This is a genomic window from Microbacterium salitolerans (assembly GCF_019720895.1).
Classification (GTDB): Bacteria; Actinomycetota; Actinomycetes; order Actinomycetales; family Microbacteriaceae; genus Microbacterium.
The window spans coordinates 298030-313411 of sequence record NZ_JAHKSH010000005.1; the positions used below are offsets into that span (position 1 = coordinate 298030).

Below are 15382 nucleotides of genomic sequence, written 5' to 3' on the forward strand. Positions count from 1 at the left end.
GGGCGCGTGACCAAAGCACGACTCTTCTCCGGCATGCAGCCCTCCGCCGACTCGCTCCAGATCGGCAACTACATCGGCGCGCTCATGCAGTGGCGCGACATGCAGGAGGAGTACGACGCGTTCTTCACCGTCGTCGACCTGCACGCCATCACCGTGCCGCAGGATCCGGTCCAGCTGCGCGAGAAGACGCGTCGCACCGCCGCACAGTACATCGCCGCCGGCATCGAGCCATCGAAGTCGACGCTCTACGTGCAGTCGCAGGTGCCCGCGCACGCCGAGCTGGCGTGGATCCTCTCGACGATCACGGGCTTCGGCGAGGCCGGCCGGATGACCCAGTTCAAGGACAAGTCGCAGCGATACGGCTCCGACCAGGCGAGCGTCGGGCTGTTCACCTACCCCGTGCTGATGGCGGCCGACATCCTGCTCTACCAGACGGAGGCCGTGCCGGTCGGCGACGACCAGAAGCAGCACGTCGAGCTGACCCGCAACCTCGCCGAGCGCTTCAACGCGCGCTTCGGCGAGACGTTCACCGTGCCGGAGCCCGTCATCCAGAAGGAGACGGCGCGCATCTACGACCTGCAGGACCCGACGTCGAAGATGTCGAAGTCGGCAGAGTCGCAGGCGGGTGTGCTCTACCTGCTCGACGACGTGAACGTCACGGCGAAGAAGATCATGCGCGCGGTCACCGACAGCGACGGCGTCGTGCGCTACGACCGGGAGACCAAGCCCGGTGTGGCCAATCTCCTGTCGATCTACGCGGCCCTCACGGGGCGCGAGATCTCGGCGATCGAGGACGAGTACGCCGGTCGCGGGTACGGCGACTTCAAGAAGGGCCTGCGCGATGTCGTCGTGGCCGAGTTCGAACCGGTGCGCGCGCGTGCCCTCGAACTCCTCGAGGATCCGGCCGAACTCGACCGCACGCTCGCCGCCAACGCCGATCGGGCGGCGACCGCCGCCGAGGAGACGCTGTCGGCCGTGTACGACCGCGTCGGACTCCTGCGCCGTGGGTGACCCGGTCCCCCTCCGCACACCTCGCCTGTTCCTCACCGTCCCCGGACCGGACGATGTCGACGCGATCTTCGACGCGTGTCAGGATCCGCTGATCCAGAAGTACACGACCGTCCCGTCGCCGTACACGCGCGACGACGCCGAGACCTTCGTCGGGCTCGTCGCAGACTGGTGGGACTCGGGCGCCGAGCACGTGTGGGCGATGCGCGCGGGCGACGAGCTCGTCGGCATGGTGGGTCTCCACCGCATCAAGGACGGCGCGGCCGAGCTCGGCTACTGGACGGCGCCCGCCGGGCGCGGGCAGGGATACACGACCGAGGCCGCGCGCGCCGTCGTCGAGTTCGCGTTCGGCCCGATGCGGCTCGAGCGCCTCGAATGGCATGCCGTCGTGGGCAACACGGCGTCGGCACGCGTCGCACAGAAGCTCGGCTTCCAGCTCGAGGGCACGCGACGGATGGGCCTTGCCCACCACGGCGCAGGCGGATCCCACGGTCGCACCGACGGCTGGATCGCCGGACTGCTGTCGTCCGACCCCCGCACGGAGTCCGCCTGGGGGCTGTAGCTCGAGCTCAGCGCACCGGCACGGACATGACGGTGCGCACGATCCAGTCGTGACCGTGGTCGTCCTCGGTGTGCGTCATGCCGAGATTCTCGGCGACACCGCGGGATGCGGCGTTCTCCGGATGGATGATCGCCGTGAGCTCGGTCGGCGCGAAACGGCGCCGCGCCTCCTCTAGGCACGCACGCGCGGCCTCCGTCGCCAGCCCCTGCCCCTGATGCTCCGGCCGCACGTGATACCCCACCTCGAGCACATCGCGGCCGTTGGTCTTCTGCCACGTGAGGCCGCAGTCGCCGACGAACGTCCCGTCGAGCATCTCGATGATCCACAGTCCGAAGCCGTGCTCCGCGTAGCGCTCCTGCATGCGACGGATCCACTCGGCAGCCTCGTCACGGGACTTCGGCGCGGGATAGAACTCCATCACACGCGGATCGCCGAGGAGCGCGGCCATCGCGTCGAGGTCCTCGATCGTCATCTCGCGGAAGCTCAGGCGAGCGGTGTCGTGCGGGGTCCGGCGGTCGGGAGTCATCTGTCCAGCGTATTGCGGCGCCCGGGAATACCTGCAGCAAAGGCGCGTTAGGCTGAGGGCAGCACGTGCTCCGGGGTCGGTGAGAATCCGAACCGGCGGTGACAGTCCGCGAGCTCCTCGTCTGAGGGGCTGATCCGGTGGGATTCCGGAACCGACGGTGATGCTGGCAGCAGCCAGATCAGTCCGGATGGGAGGCAGCACGGCGAAGCCCTGTGGGCTTCTTCCGTAACCCCCGGCGCCGTCTCAGACGGAAGGGTTCACGGATGGCCGGTTCGGTGGAGATCGCCGCGATGCGTCGCGCGCTGGAGCTCGCCGCACGCGGTCGGCAGACGCGCAACCCCCAGGTGGGCGCTGTCATCCTGTCCCCCGGCGGCGACGTGATCGCCGAGGGGTGGCACCACGGCGCGGGCACCGCGCACGCCGAAGTCGACGCCCTGTCGCACCTGGCGCACGGCGATGCGCGAGGCGCAACAGCCATCGTCACGCTCGAGCCCTGCAGCCACACGGGCCGCACCGGCCCCTGCACGGAGGCCCTCATCGCGGCCGGCGTGGCGCGGGTGGTCTACGCGCTCGACGATCCGGGCGAGCACGAGGGCGGCGGCGCCGCCCGCCTGCGCGCGGCGGGCATCGAGGTCGAGGGCGGCGCCCTCGAAGACGAGGCGCGTGCGTTCCTGGATCCCTGGCTCACCGCTCGGCGTCTCGGACGCCCTCATGTCACGGTCAAGTGGGCGCAGAGCCTCGATGGCCGCGCCGCTGCGGCGGATGGGTCGAGCCAGTGGATCACCGGCCCCGTCGCGCGCGCCGACGTGCACCGCCGGCGCGCGGAAGCCGACGCGATCGTCGCCGGCACCGGCACCGTGCTGGCCGACGACCCCGCGCTCACCGCGCGCGACGGCGAGCAGCTGCTCCCTCACCAGCCGGTTCCGGTGATCATCGGATCCCGTGAGGTGCCCGCGGACGCGCGGATCCGTCGGCATCCGCACGCCCCGATCGTCCACCGCACCCACGACCTGGCCGCCGTTCTCGACGATCTCGCCGATCGCGGCCTGCACCGCGTGTTCGTCGAGGGCGGGCCGACGCTGGCGAGCGCGTTTCTCGCGGCGGGCCTGGCGGATCGCGTGCTCGCCTACATCGCACCGACCCTCATCGGCGGCCCCCGGGCCGCCCTGACAGACCTCGGCGTCGAGACGATCGCGGGACAGCGACGCCTCGCGATCGACGCCGTCGAACGACTCGGCGACGACCTGCTCGTCATCGCTCTGCCCGAAGGAGAGACCCACTGATGTTCACCGGAATCATCGAGGAGATCGGTCGCGTCACGGCCGTCGAGCCGTCGGGCGACGGCGTGCGCCTCACGATCCGCGCGCCGAAGGCCGTCGAAGGCGTGCGCCATGGCGACTCGATCGCGATCAGCGGCGTCTGCCTCACCGTGATCGAGTGGACGGACGAGGGCTTCACCGCCGACGTCATGAAGCAGACGATCGATATGTCGACGTTCGATCGCGTCGCGCCCGGCGCGCACGTCAACGTCGAGCGCGCACTCGCGTCGGGCGGCCGCCTCGGCGGGCACATCGTGCAGGGGCACATCGACGGCACCGGAGCCATCGTCGAGGTCCGCCCCGGCGAAGAATGGCAGGTCGTGCGCGTCGAGATCCCGCACGAGCTGGCACCGCTCGTCGTCGACAAGGGATCCATCACCCTCGACGGCACGTCCCTCACCGTGAGCGCCGTCAGCGAGGCAGGCGCCCCCCGGCCCTGGCTCGAGGTCTCGCTCATCCCCGAGACGCTCCGCGCCACGACGTTCGGTGAGCGCCGCCCGGGCGATTCCCTCAACGTCGAGACCGACATCCTCGCCCGCCACGTGCAGCGCCTTGTGGCGTTCTCGAACACTCCCGCAACAGAAGGATCCGCGCGATGAGCATCGACGCCCTGCCCCCGCTCTCGACGATCGACGAGGCCCTCGCCGCGCTGCGCGCGGGCCTGCCGGTGATGGTCGCCGACGACGAGAAGCGCGAGAACGAGGGCGACGTGATCCTCTCGGCTCAGCTCGCCCGGCCGGAGCAGATCGCCTGGATGGTCCGGTACACCTCGGGCTACCTCTGCGCGCCGATGCCGCAGGAGTGGGCAGATCGCCTCGACCTGCCTCCCATGGTCACCCGCAACGAGGACTCCCGCAGCACGGCCTACACGGTGTCGGTCGACGCGGCGTCCGGCGTGACGACGGGCATCAGCGCGAGCGATCGGTCGCGCACACTGAACGTGCTGGCAGATCCCGACGCGACGCCCGAGAGCGTCATCCGCCCCGGCCATATCCTCCCTCTGCGCGCCATGCCGGGAGGCGTGCGCCAGCGTGCGGGTCATACCGAAGCGGCCGTCGACCTCATGGTGCTCGCGGGCCTCGCACCGGTCGGCGTGATCGGGGAGGTCATCGCGGACGACGGCGAGATGATGCGCCTGCCCGGCCTGCTCGAGATGGGCCACGCCGAGGGCGTCCCCGTCATCACGATCGAGCAGCTGGCCGCCTACCTCGACGAGGTGGATCCGCAGCCGACCGCCGAGACGGCCAGCCGCTCGGTCAGCCTGCGCGCCGAGACGACGGTTCCGACGCGCCACGGAGATATGCGCTTCCTGGCATACAGGGATCGCGCGACGGGAACGGATCACCTGGCGATCGTCTCCGGCGACCTGACGGCCCCCGCCCCGCTCGTGCGCGTGCATTCGGAGTGTCTGACGGGCGAGGCTCTCGGATCCCTGAAGTGCGAGTGCGGTCCGCAGCTGGATGCCGCGCTCGAAACGGTGGCTCAGCGCGGCGGCATCGTGATCTACATGCGCGGCCATGAGGGCCGCGGCATCGGTCTCATCAACAAGCTCCGCGCCTATGCGCTGCAGGAGCGCGGCTTCGACACGCTCGACGCCAACACCGAGCTGGGCCTCCCCGCCGATGCGCGCGACTACGCGGCGGCGGCATCGATCCTCGCCGATCTCGGCGTCGAACAGCTGCGCCTCCTGACGAACAACACCGACAAGGTCACGCAGCTGCGGGGCTTCGGCATCGATGTGGTCGAGCAGGTGCCGCTCATCGTGGGCGTCGGGCCCAACAACCACCAGTACTTGGAGACGAAGCGCGACCGCATGGGCCACATCCTCGGCGAGGCCGAGATGCAGGCGGCCGTCGCTCGCATGCACGAGGGAGCATAAGACGTGGCAGGAACGGGACAGCCTCAGCAGGGCGGAGTCGACGCCACCGGAATCCGGGTGGTCGTCGTCGCGGGCACGTGGCACGCGCGCATTGCGGACGCCCTCCTCGCGGGATCCGAGCGAATGCTCGAGCAGGCGAACGCTGACTACCGTGTCGTGCGCGTGGCGGGGGCCTTCGAGCTCGCCGTCGTCGCGCAGCGCGCCCTCGCGCAGGGTGCGGACGCCGTCGTGACGCTCGGCGTCATCATCCGCGGCGGCACGCCTCACTTCGAGTACATCGCGTCGGCGACGACCGACGGACTGACGCGCGTCGCACTCGACGCCGGAAAACCCGTCGGATTCGGCGTGCTCACGATCGACGACGAGCAGCAGGGCCTCGACCGCGCGGGCATCGACGGGTCGAAGGAGGACAAGGGCTTCGAAGCCGCCGACGCGGCCGTGCGCGCGGTCCTGGCTCTTCGTGATCTCAGCGCCTGACGTTTCGCGACGCTCGATTTCTACGTAGAGTCGAAGACATGGAGATCCTTCGCAGCGTCGTCGTCCTCGTGCACCTCATCGGCTTCGCCACCCTGTTCGGATCGTGGATCGTCGAGGCCGCGAGCGGCCGCCGCGAGATCACGCGAATCATGCACTGGGGTCTGGCGATCGCGCTCGTCGCAGGACTCGCCCTGGCGGCACCGTGGGGCCTCGACGGCGACCCGAACTACATGAAGATCGGCGTCAAGCTCGTCGTCGTCATCGTGATCGGCGCCCTGCTCGGCATCGGGGGCGCACGTCAGAAGCGCACGGGCGAGGTGCCCGCCGCCCTCTTCTGGCTCATCGGCATCCTCACGGTGCTCAATGCAGCCCTTGCCGTCCTGTGGTGATGCTGCAAATATTCTGTATGCACTGAGCATTCTGCTCATCGGTGCGCACGAAGCGCGCCCGGTTCCCCTCCTGCAGATCGCTGGGGTCCGGGCGCGTTTCTCATTCTGCTTCACCCGCGATTAACCTGGGTGTCTGCGCGTCGGCTTCACGGCCGGCGCTTTCTGCGATTCTCGGCCCGCTTCGGGCCGGAGTCGGTCCCACCCACCGCACCTCAGGTAGATCATGACCACGACTGCTTCCGCGCCCGGCGCGGATCCTCGCCCTGCGAACAAGCCCCTGAACTCCCGCGGCCGCGTCATCACCGCAAGCCTCGTCGGCACGACCATCGAGTTCTACGACTTCTATGCGTACGCCACGGCGGCCGCGCTCGTCTTCCCCGTCCTCTTCTTCCCGACCGGCAACGACACGACCGCGCTGCTCGCGTCGTTCGGCGTGTTCGGCGCCGCGATGGTCGCCCGCCCGGTCGGCGCCGTCGTCTTCGGGCACTTCGGCGACAAGTTCGGACGCAAGGGCACGCTCGTCGCCTCGCTGCTGACGATGGGCATCGCGACGTTCATCATCGGTCTCCTGCCGACGCACAACGAGATCGGCGCGTGGGCGGCGTTCCTGCTGCTGCTCTGCCGCCTCGCACAGGGCTTCGCGCTCGGCGGCGAGTGGTCGGGAGCGGCGCTCGTCGCGACGGAGAACGCCCCGGAGGGCAAGCGCGCCCTCTACGGCACGTTCCCGCAGCTCGGCGCTCCGATCGGGTTCATCATCGCGAACGCCCTCTTCCTCGCCATCAACTTCGGCCTGCCCGGAGAGGACGGCGCGGCCAGCGAGGCGTTCCTCGCCTGGGGCTGGCGGATCCCCTTCCTCTTCTCGGCCGTCATGGTCATCGTCGGCCTGTGGGTGCGCCTCAAGCTCGTCGAGTCCGATGCCTTCCAGAAAGCCGAGACGAAGGGCGAGATCAAGAAGGTGCCGGTCGGCTACGTCTTCCAGAAGTACTGGAAGCAGCTGCTTCTCGGCACGTTCATCATGCTGGCGACGTACGTGCTCTTCTACCTCATGACGAGCTTCACGCTCTCGTTCGGCACGACGCCGACCGATGCCGCGACGCCGGGGCTCGGCTTCGCGCGCACCGACTTCGTTCTGATGCAGATCATCGGCGTCGTGTTCTTCGGCATCTTCACGCTCATATCCGGTCCGCTCGCCGACTCGATCGGGCGACGCCGCCTGCTCATCTGGGTGACCTCCGCGATCATCGTGTTCGGACTGACGTACACGGTGTTCCTGACTCCGCAGGACAGCGACATGTTCACGGGCGCGCTCGTGCAGGCGTTCCTTGTGTTCGGCTTCCTCCTGATGGGCCTCTCGTTCGGCCCGATGGGCGCGCTCCTGCCCGAGCTCTTCCCGACGAACGTGCGCTACACCGGATCCGCCGTCGCATACAACGTGTCGTCGATCCTCGGCGCCGCGCTCGCGCCGATCATCGCCGTGTGGCTGTGGAGCCTCGGCGACGGCAACCCGTGGCTCGTCGGCGTCTACCTCGCCGGAGCCGCGGTGCTCACGCTCGTCGCCGTGATCCTCAGCAAGGAGACGAAGGACGCCCGCATGGACGTCGAATGATGCGCTGATGTTCTGACGGGGCGTGCGGATCTCAGCGGATCCGCACGCCCCTCTCATCTGTCTGGCACGGCGTCGCGTCCGAACGCGCGAGAATAGACGCGATGCCCGAGACACGACGCCGCTCCCCCTTCGCCCGCCCGCAGACCGACGACGGTCCGCGCGCCTCGCTGCGCCAGCTGATGCCCTTCGTCTTCGAGAACCGCGGCATCATCGTGCTCGTCGCGATCCTGTCGGTCGTCGGGGCGCTCTTCACCCTCGTGCAGCCGGTCGTGATCGGCGAGGTGATCGCACGCGTGCAGTCGCAGGATCCCCTCGGCTGGCTCATCTGGGGGCTCGTGGGCTTCGTCGTCATCTCGTCGATCGTCAGCGCCTACCAGCACTACCTGCTGCAGCGCACCGGCACGGCGGTCGTCTTCTCGAGCCGTCGGCAGCTGATCCGCCGGATTCTGCACCTGCCGATCAGCGAGTTCGACGCCCGCCGCACGGGCGATCTCGTGAGCCGCGTCGGGACCGACACGACGATGCTCTACGCCGTGCTCACGCAGGGCCTCGCCGACAGCGTCGGCAACGTGCTGATCTTCGTCGGCGCCGTCATCGCGATGCTCGTCATCGATCCCGTCCTCCTCGCCACGATCGTCGGCGTGCTCGCGCTCGCGATCGGCGCGGTCGTCGCGCTGTCCGGCCGGATCCGGTCCGCCACGAGCCGCCAGCAGGCGCAGGTCGGCGAGCTCTCGAGCGGCGTCGAGCGGGTGATCGGATCCATCCGCACCGTGCGCGCCGCGGGAGCGACGGATCGCGAACAGGAGACCGTGACGAGGTCGGCGACCGAGGCGTTCCGCGCAGGCCTCGACGTCGCCCGGGCGTCGGCGCTCGTCGTCCCCGTCGCAGGTGTCGCCGTGCAGGTATCGCTTCTCGTGGTGCTGGGTGTGGGAGGCATGCGCGTCGCGTCGGGAGCCGTGTCCGTCGCCTCGCTCGTGACGTTCGCGATGTTCCTCTTCCTCATGATCATGCCGCTCGCCAGTGCGTTCGGCGCACTCACGAGCGTCAGCCAGGCGCTCGGGGCACTCGGCCGGATCCAGGAGATCCTCGACCTGCCCGAGGAAGACGCGGACGATCGGGTGCGCGACAGCACGACGCCGTCGATCCGAGGGCCCGAGGCGCCGACGGACGCCGCGTCGCCCTCATCGACCACGGCATCGACTGCAGGGCGTTCCGGGGAGGCCGAGGACACCCCCGCGATCGCATTTCGCGAGGTGCGCTTCCGCTACCCGGAGAACGTCGTCGAAGCACGCCTGAAGGCGACCCGCGAGGTGCGCGAGTCGGCGGGCGATGCCCATCTCGACGCCGACATCGACGACACCGCCACCGCCGAGGACGTGCTGCGCGGAATCTCGTTCGACGTCCCGGCCGGATCCCGTGTCGCGCTCGTCGGTCCGTCCGGCGCGGGCAAGTCGACGATCCTGTCGCTCATCGAGCGCTTCTACGACGCGACGGCCGGCGAGATCCGCCTGCACGGCCGCGACATCCGCGACCTCCCTCGAACGGCGCTCCGCGCGCAGTTCGGCTACGTCGAGCAGGATGCGCCGACGCTCGCCGGCTCCCTCGCCGACAACCTCCGGCTCGCGTCGCCCGATTCCTCCGACGAGGCGTGCGACCGCGCGCTGCGCGCGGTCAACCTCGGGCACGTGGTCGACCGGTCGCCGCAGGGCATCGACACCCCGGTCGGCGAGGACGGCGTCATGCTGTCGGGTGGTGAGCGCCAGCGCCTCGCGATCGCCCGCGCGCTGCTCGCCGCGCCGCCGATCCTGCTCCTCGACGAGTCGACGTCGTCGCTCGACGGCGTCAACGAGCAGCGCATGCGCGAGGCGATCGACGCCGTCGCGGCGGGCCGCACGCTGATCGTCATCGCCCATCGTCTCTCGACGGTCGTCGACAGCGACCGGATCGTCGTCCTCGAACGCGGCGAGGTCATCGGCCAGGGCACCCACGCGGAGCTCCTCGAGACCACCCCGCTGTACCGCGAGCTCGCGAGGCACCAGCTGCTCGTATGACGCAGGCGACCCTTCATCCGCGCGGGAAGGGTCGCGGGCGTCACTCGAACAGATCCGCCCCCCATTCGAGTGACCGAGACGACCCGTGATCGGCAGCGGATAGGTCGCGCGCGTCACCCGAGCGGATCCGCACCTTCGCATCGCGCGGACAGAGGCGACACGACCTCGCGCCGTCAGCGCAGCTCGGAGATGAGGACCGCCGCCGTGCCGGGCTCTTGCGCGTCGAAGATGTGCGGGGCGTCGCCGGGGTAGGAGAGATAGTCGCCGGGGAACAGCTCGACGGGAGCGTCGGCCGGGCCGATGGCCGCGCGGCCCGTCATGAGGATGACGTGCTCCCTCGTGCCGGGGTGGTGCGGATCCGACAGGCGCGGCTCCCCGGGGTCCGCCTGGAGCACGTAGATGTCGCGCCTGGCGCCCGGAGGGCTGGCGGACAGCAGCGTCGCCGCGTACTCGGCGGCCGCCGACGGCACGCTGCCGCGTTCCGCCGCGCGGATGAGGGTCGGCGCGCTCGCCGGCTCGTCGACGAGCACGGCGAACGGCACGCCGAGTGCGACGCCGAGCGCCCAGAGCGTCTCCACGCTGGGATTGCCTGCGCCGTTCTCGAGCTGGGACACGGTCGCCTTCGACACGTTCGCGCGTCGCGCCAGCTCGGAGACCGAGAGGCCCGCCGATTCTCGCTCGCGTCGCAGCGTGCGTGAGATCCGTGCTCCGAGATCCTCCATCCGTTCATTGTCGCAAACGATCGTTCGGATTGACGGACTTCGATACGCCGTTCAGAATGGTGACTGTGTGTTCATCAGAACGAACGGTTGTCGAGGTGACATCTGCCGCCGAGCGACGGGCCTGGCGCGACGGAGTCGCCGTCGCCGTCGCCACCAGCGCCTACGGCGTGTCCTTCGGCGCGCTCGCCGTCACTGCGGGCCTCGACGTCTGGCAGGCCTGCGCGCTCAGCCTGCTCATGTTCACGGGCGGATCCCAGTTCGCCTTCATCGGCGTGATCGCCTCGGGAGGGCTGGCGGCCGCACCCACTGCGATCGCCTCTGCGGTCCTCCTCGGTGTGCGCAACACCGCCTACGCGGTGCGCATGAACCCCGTCATCGGGCTGAGCTGGTGGCACCGGATCGCGGCGGCGCACTTCACGATCGACGAGTCGACGGCGGTCTCGCTCGCGCAGGAGGGGCCCCGCGCCCGCCGCACCGGGTTCTGGGTGACCGGCATCGCCATCTTCATCGGGTGGAACGTCACGACGCTCGCCGGCGCGCTCCTCGGCGACGTGCTGGGCGACGTGCGCGCCTACGGTCTGGACGCGGCCGCGGCCGCGGCGTTCCTCGCCCTGCTGTGGCCCCGGCTCCGGTCGCGACAGGCGGTCGCCACCGGCGTCGCGTCCGCCGTCGTCGCGGCGACCGCGACTCCCTGGCTCGTGCCGGGGATCCCCGTGCTCCTCGCCGCCGTGGTCGCGATCCTCGTCGGGTGGTTCAACTGGTGGGGCGCGACCCCGCGGCGGGAGGCGCGCGCATGACGATGTGGCTCGCCGTGATCGTCGCCGCCCTCGCGTGCGGCGCCCTCAAGCAGGTCGGCTACCTCGTTCCGGCTCGCTGGCTCGAAGGCGTGCGCACCGCGCGGACGGTCGATCTGCTCACCGTGGGACTGCTCGGCGCCCTCGTCGCCGTGCAGACCGTGGGATCCGGCATGGCCGTCGTCCTGGACGCCCGCCTTCCTGCGCTGGGCGTGGCGGGGATCCTGCTGTGGCTGCGCGCGCCGTTCCTCGTCGTAGTGCTGGCCGCGGCTGTCGCCGCCGCGGTGCTCAGAGGCTTCGGGCTCGCGGCGTGAGCCCCGCAGGCGCGGAGCACGACGCGTCCAGGTGACGCCCGTGACCCTTCCCGCGCGGAGGAAAGGTCACGGGCGTCACCTGGATGCGAGCGGAGCGCCACCGCACGGTGACGAGCGAAGCGGACCTCACGGGAGTGCAGCGACCTCCAGACGACCTACACCACGGGCGTGCCGTGGGTGTGGAAGCTCTCGATCGTCTTCATGCCCCAGGCCTGCCCCTTCTTGCGCTCCTCCTCGGACCACTCGACGACGGGCTGGTCGGGGTCGAGGAGGAGCCGAGCGCCCGCGTTGGCGAACTCGATGCGGTTGCCGCCCGGCTCCCAGACGTACAGGAAGAACGTCTGGTTGATGGCGTGCTTGTGGGGACCGGACTCGATGTGGATGCCGTTCTCAAGGAAGATGTCGGCGGCCTTGAGGATGTCCTCGCGGGTGTCGGGCGCGAACGCGATGTGGTGCAGGCGGTTGCCGTGCTTGGTCCAATCGTCGCTGTAGACAATGTCGTACGACTTGAGCCCGAAGTGGAACCACCAGGCGGCGAACTTCCCGTTGTCGAGCCGGATCCGCTCGCTCTCGCGCATGCCCAGCGCATCGCGCAGGAAGGCGCCGTTGGCCTCGACGTCCTTGCCGAGGAAGTTGATGTGATCGAGACGACGCGCGTTGACGCCGCGCCCCGGGAACATCGACGCCTGGTTCTTGAGGGCGGGCCGGTCGTCCTCGCCTGCGACATAGCGCTCGGTCTCGTAGTAGATGCCGAGCTCGTGGCCGTCGGGATCACGGAAGAGATAGGTGGGTCCGGTCCCGACCTCGCCGTCAGTCCAGCCGGACCCGAGCCCCGTCTGCTCGATCGCGGCGACGCGGCGCTCGAGGGCCTCTTGGCTGGAGGCGCGCACGTTCGTCCGGCCGACGCCGGCGGCGTCCTTCTTCGCCGTGAGCTTGATCGTGTAGAGCTCATACTCGTCCCACGTGCGCAGGTACACGCTGTCGCCCTCCTCGGCGACGACGCGCATTGCGAGCAGGTCGCGGAAGAAGAACAGACTCTCGTCGAACTTCGGAGTGAACAGCTCGACGTTGCCCAGGTGCGCGACGTCGAATGAGGTGTAATCGGTCATGGTGGGTCCTCTCTGACTCAGGCTCAGGTGCGGGGGCGCGGGAAGACCGCGCCCTCGAAGATCTTGCGTGCGGTGCGCAGCGCGGCCGCGCGGGTGAGGGTCCAGCCGTCCTCGGCCTGGTCGACGACGACCTCGACGGCGAAGCGCCCGGTGGGGTGCTCCAGGGCGAACGGATCCCCGGAGCCGGGCGGCGACACGAGATCGTGCGCGACGGTTCCCTCGGGGATCAGTCCCGCGGCGGCAGAGATCGCTCCGAGCACGCCGATCGACGTGTGCACCCGGTGCGGGATGAAGCTGCGCGTGGCGATGGCGCCACCCTGGACCGGCGCCGATGCGAGCACCATCTTCGGCATGGTCGCGTCGGCGACGTCGCCGAGACCCATCGCACGACCGGCGGCGAGACGGATCCGTTCGACGCGCGCGGTGAGGGTCGCGTCGGATTCGAGCTCCTCGGGGCTCTCGTCGCCCGTCACGCCGAGATCGTCGGCGCGCAGGATCACCGTGGGCATGCCGCCGTCGACGCACGTCGCACGCGTGCCGGCGAGCGTGTCGACGAGGTTCCCCGTGGGGAAGAGCCCACCGGTCGACGATCCGGCGACCTCCTCGAAGTCGAGCGGGATCGCGCCCGCCGTCCCCGGCACGCCGTCGATCGCGAGGTCGCCGTCGTAGTCGACGGATCCGCCGGGCGTCGCGACGGTCGCCGTGCAGATGGATCCGGTGTTGCGCAGGCGGATCCGCACGGACGTCGTCTCTCCGGCGACGGACACGAGACCGCGCTCGATCGCGAAGGGGCCGACCCCCGCGAGGATGTTGCCGCAGTTCTGGCGGTCGCTCACGACCGCCTGGTCGACGACGACCTGCAGGAACAGGTAGTCGACGTCGACGCCCGACTCCTCGGAGGGCGCGACCACCGCGACCTTCGACGTCAGCGGGTGCCCGCCCCCGAGCCCGTCGATCTGCCGCGGATCCGGAGACCCCATGACGCGCAGCAGCAGGTCGTCACGCTCGCCGGGGTCGGCGGGCAGGTCGCTGGCGAGGAAGTACGCTCCCTTCGACGTGCCCCCGCGGAGGAGCATGCACGGCAGCCCGGCGGCGGTCATCGCGCGTCGAACTCCTCTTGCGCGATGTAGCGCACGCCGAGCTCGTCGAGAAGCGGGCGCAGCCCCTTGCGGTCGAGGCTGAGCTCGGTGCCGGATCCGTACGCCTCCCGGTCGGCGGCCTCCTTCGCCTCGCGCTTCTCCGACGCGGCGATCGTGGCGTCGACCTCGTCGATCGGCACGCAGCACACGCCGTCGTCGTCCGCGATGACGACGTCCCCGGGGCGCACCACCATGCCGTCGACGACGACGGGAACGTTGACGGACCCTGCGGTCGCCTTGACCGTGCCCTGCGCGTGGACGCCGTGCGACCAGGCGGGGAAGCCCATCTCGCGCAGATCCGCGGTGTCGCGCACGCCCGTGGTCGTGACGACGCCGCGCACCCCTCGGCGTTTCAGCGCCGTCGCGAAGAGGTCGCCGAAGGCGCCGTCGGTCGACGGCGACGTCGTCTGGACGACGAGGAGGTCGCCCTCCCGGCACTGCTCGATCGCGGCGTGGATCATCAGGTTGTCTCCGGGCCAGGCGAGAACCGTGACCGCGGATCCCGCGACGCGCGCGCCCTGCTGCACCGGACGGATCCCGGGACCCGCGAGGCCTCGCCGCCCCATCGCCTCGTGCGCCGTCGCGACGCCGAACTCGGCGAGGCGGTCGACGGCGAGGGGATCCGGGCGGCGGATGTCGGTCACGACGACGCCGCGCCGGCCGAACTCGCCCATCAGACGAGCTCCGACGTGACCTGCGGGTAGTACCGCATGTAGGCCTCGCCCATCGTGTCGTGCGGGAGACCGAGGTTCGGGCCGGCGTTGCGGCGCACCTGCACGCCGCGGCGGATCGCGAGCTGCGTGTAGTACTCCCACATGTGGGTCTGCGCGGGCAGGCACTCCATCGCGGCGCGCTTCCGCTCGAACGCGGGCGTGATATCGAGGAGGACGTTCGGCTTGAAGTCGCACTGCTCGGGCTGGTGCGGCTCGAAGAAGAACACGGGCGGGGCGCCGATGATCTCGTCCTTCGTCGGATACGAGCCGTCGGAGTTCGCGACGCCGATCGCCTGCGCCAGCACGCGCGCCTGCAGCGCCATGCGCGCGGCGGTCGGGTGATCGCCGTTGTACGGGTCCGCGAGGGGATGCGTCAGGACGACCGTCGGCTGCACGCGCCGCATGACGTCGACCAGCTGCTGAACGGTCTCGTGGGATTCGACGAGCGGGTAGTCCCCCACGTCGAGGAACTCGATGTCGGCTCCGAGCGCCTGGGCGGCCGCGGTCGCCTCGGCACGACGGATCTGCTTGATCTCGTCGAGCGGCTTGCCGGCGAGCCACTGGCTGGCGGACTCACCCCGCTCCCCGTACGAGAGGCAGACGACGGTCGCCTTCTCGCCTCGCAGGGAGGCGGAGGCGATGGCGCCGCCGGCCCGCCAGACGAAGTCGCCCGCGTGGGCGCTGACGACGAGGAGGGAGGGCTGCGTGTCGGACATGACGCAAGTCAAACAGCCCCCTGTTGCATTGGTCAAGGTTTTGTCTACAATTCTGGCG

At 70.1% G+C, this 15382-nt stretch carries 17 protein-coding genes and 1 riboswitch; of the genes, 11 read left to right on the plus strand and 6 right to left on the minus strand.

Annotated elements, in window-relative coordinates:
* Nucleotides 1–6: 6 nt before the first annotated feature.
* Both trpS and KOL93_RS13415 read left to right on the plus strand, forming a co-directional pair.
* Complete coding sequence (gene trpS, locus KOL93_RS13410; protein WP_221585895.1) at nucleotides 7–1011, plus strand: tryptophan--tRNA ligase; 1005 nt, start codon at nucleotides 7–9, stop codon at nucleotides 1009–1011.
* Nucleotides 1004–1570 carry a GNAT family N-acetyltransferase gene (locus KOL93_RS13415; RefSeq protein ID WP_221585896.1) on the plus strand — a complete coding sequence of 189 codons (567 nt, stop codon included), beginning with the start codon at nucleotides 1004–1006 and terminating at the stop codon, nucleotides 1568–1570. The genes trpS and KOL93_RS13415 overlap by 8 nt, the downstream gene beginning before the upstream one ends.
* Nucleotides 1571–1577: 7 nt before the next feature.
* On the opposite strand, the gene KOL93_RS13420 is transcribed toward KOL93_RS13415, so the two are convergent.
* On the minus strand, nucleotides 1578–2096 hold the full coding sequence (locus KOL93_RS13420; protein WP_221585897.1) for a GNAT family N-acetyltransferase: 519 nt from the start codon (nucleotides 2094–2096) through the stop codon (nucleotides 1578–1580).
* 63 nt (nucleotides 2097–2159) lie between these two features.
* Nucleotides 2160–2299, plus strand: a riboswitch (FMN riboswitch).
* Between the two features lie 60 nt (nucleotides 2300–2359).
* Between KOL93_RS13420 and ribD the strand changes: the two genes are divergently transcribed.
* The 7 genes from ribD (at nucleotide 2360) to KOL93_RS13455 (ending at nucleotide 9817) form a co-directional block, all read left to right on the plus strand.
* Nucleotides 2360–3379: a bifunctional diaminohydroxyphosphoribosylaminopyrimidine deaminase/5-amino-6-(5-phosphoribosylamino)uracil reductase RibD gene (ribD, locus tag KOL93_RS13425; RefSeq protein WP_221585898.1), complete on the plus strand. Its 1020-nt coding sequence runs from the start codon at nucleotides 2360–2362 to the stop codon at nucleotides 3377–3379.
* Nucleotides 3379–4014 carry a riboflavin synthase gene (locus KOL93_RS13430; protein WP_221585899.1) on the plus strand — a complete coding sequence of 212 codons (636 nt, stop codon included), beginning with the start codon at nucleotides 3379–3381 and terminating at the stop codon, nucleotides 4012–4014. The genes ribD and KOL93_RS13430 overlap by 1 nt, the downstream gene beginning before the upstream one ends.
* Nucleotides 4011–5294, plus strand: a complete 1284-nt coding sequence (gene ribA / locus KOL93_RS13435) for a GTP cyclohydrolase II (protein WP_221585900.1) — start codon at nucleotides 4011–4013, stop codon at nucleotides 5292–5294. The genes KOL93_RS13430 and ribA overlap by 4 nt, the downstream gene beginning before the upstream one ends.
* A 3-nt stretch (nucleotides 5295–5297) precedes the next feature.
* The gene (ribH, locus tag KOL93_RS13440) at nucleotides 5298–5771 is read left to right on the plus strand and encodes a 6,7-dimethyl-8-ribityllumazine synthase (protein WP_221585901.1); all 474 of its coding nucleotides are present in this window, start codon (nucleotides 5298–5300) and stop codon (nucleotides 5769–5771) included.
* 38 nt (nucleotides 5772–5809) lie between these two features.
* The gene (locus tag KOL93_RS13445) at nucleotides 5810–6160 is read left to right on the plus strand and encodes a Fe-S protein (protein WP_221585902.1); all 351 of its coding nucleotides are present in this window, start codon (nucleotides 5810–5812) and stop codon (nucleotides 6158–6160) included.
* 223 nt (nucleotides 6161–6383) lie between these two features.
* Complete coding sequence (locus KOL93_RS13450) at nucleotides 6384–7766, plus strand: MFS transporter (RefSeq protein WP_221585903.1); 1383 nt, start codon at nucleotides 6384–6386, stop codon at nucleotides 7764–7766.
* Nucleotides 7767–7867: 101 nt separating this feature from the next.
* Complete coding sequence (locus KOL93_RS13455; protein ID WP_221585904.1) at nucleotides 7868–9817, plus strand: ABC transporter ATP-binding protein; 1950 nt, start codon at nucleotides 7868–7870, stop codon at nucleotides 9815–9817.
* 173 nt (nucleotides 9818–9990) lie between these two features.
* On the opposite strand, the gene KOL93_RS13460 is transcribed toward KOL93_RS13455, so the two are convergent.
* The gene (locus KOL93_RS13460) at nucleotides 9991–10539 is read right to left on the minus strand and encodes a helix-turn-helix domain-containing protein (protein ID WP_221585905.1); all 549 of its coding nucleotides are present in this window, start codon (nucleotides 10537–10539) and stop codon (nucleotides 9991–9993) included.
* 56 nt (nucleotides 10540–10595) lie between these two features.
* On the opposite strand from KOL93_RS13460, the gene KOL93_RS13465 reads away from it, so the two are divergent.
* Nucleotides 10596–11336, plus strand: coding sequence for an AzlC family ABC transporter permease (locus KOL93_RS13465; protein WP_221585906.1), 741 nt, complete (start codon nucleotides 10596–10598; stop codon nucleotides 11334–11336).
* Complete coding sequence (locus KOL93_RS13470) at nucleotides 11333–11647, plus strand: AzlD domain-containing protein (RefSeq protein WP_221585907.1); 315 nt, start codon at nucleotides 11333–11335, stop codon at nucleotides 11645–11647. Before KOL93_RS13465 ends, KOL93_RS13470 begins: the two co-directional genes overlap by 4 nt.
* 155 nt (nucleotides 11648–11802) lie before the next feature.
* Here the strand turns inward: KOL93_RS13470 and KOL93_RS13475 are convergent, their stop codons facing one another.
* The 4 genes from KOL93_RS13475 to KOL93_RS13490 are packed head-to-tail and all read right to left on the minus strand — an operon-like array spanning nucleotide 11803 to nucleotide 15324.
* A complete protein-coding gene (locus KOL93_RS13475) occupies nucleotides 11803–12756 on the minus strand; it encodes a VOC family protein (RefSeq protein ID WP_221585908.1) in 954 nt (317 codons plus the stop codon).
* Between the two features lie 23 nt (nucleotides 12757–12779).
* Nucleotides 12780–13856, minus strand: coding sequence for a 4-oxalomesaconate tautomerase (locus tag KOL93_RS13480; protein WP_221585909.1), 1077 nt, complete (start codon nucleotides 13854–13856; stop codon nucleotides 12780–12782).
* On the minus strand, nucleotides 13853–14569 hold the full coding sequence (locus tag KOL93_RS13485) for a 4-carboxy-4-hydroxy-2-oxoadipate aldolase/oxaloacetate decarboxylase (RefSeq protein ID WP_221585910.1): 717 nt from the start codon (nucleotides 14567–14569) through the stop codon (nucleotides 13853–13855). The genes KOL93_RS13480 and KOL93_RS13485 overlap by 4 nt, the downstream gene beginning before the upstream one ends.
* The gene (locus KOL93_RS13490; RefSeq protein ID WP_221585911.1) at nucleotides 14569–15324 is read right to left on the minus strand and encodes a PIG-L deacetylase family protein; all 756 of its coding nucleotides are present in this window, start codon (nucleotides 15322–15324) and stop codon (nucleotides 14569–14571) included. The genes KOL93_RS13485 and KOL93_RS13490 overlap by 1 nt, the downstream gene beginning before the upstream one ends.
* Nucleotides 15325–15382: the final 58 nt, after the last annotated feature.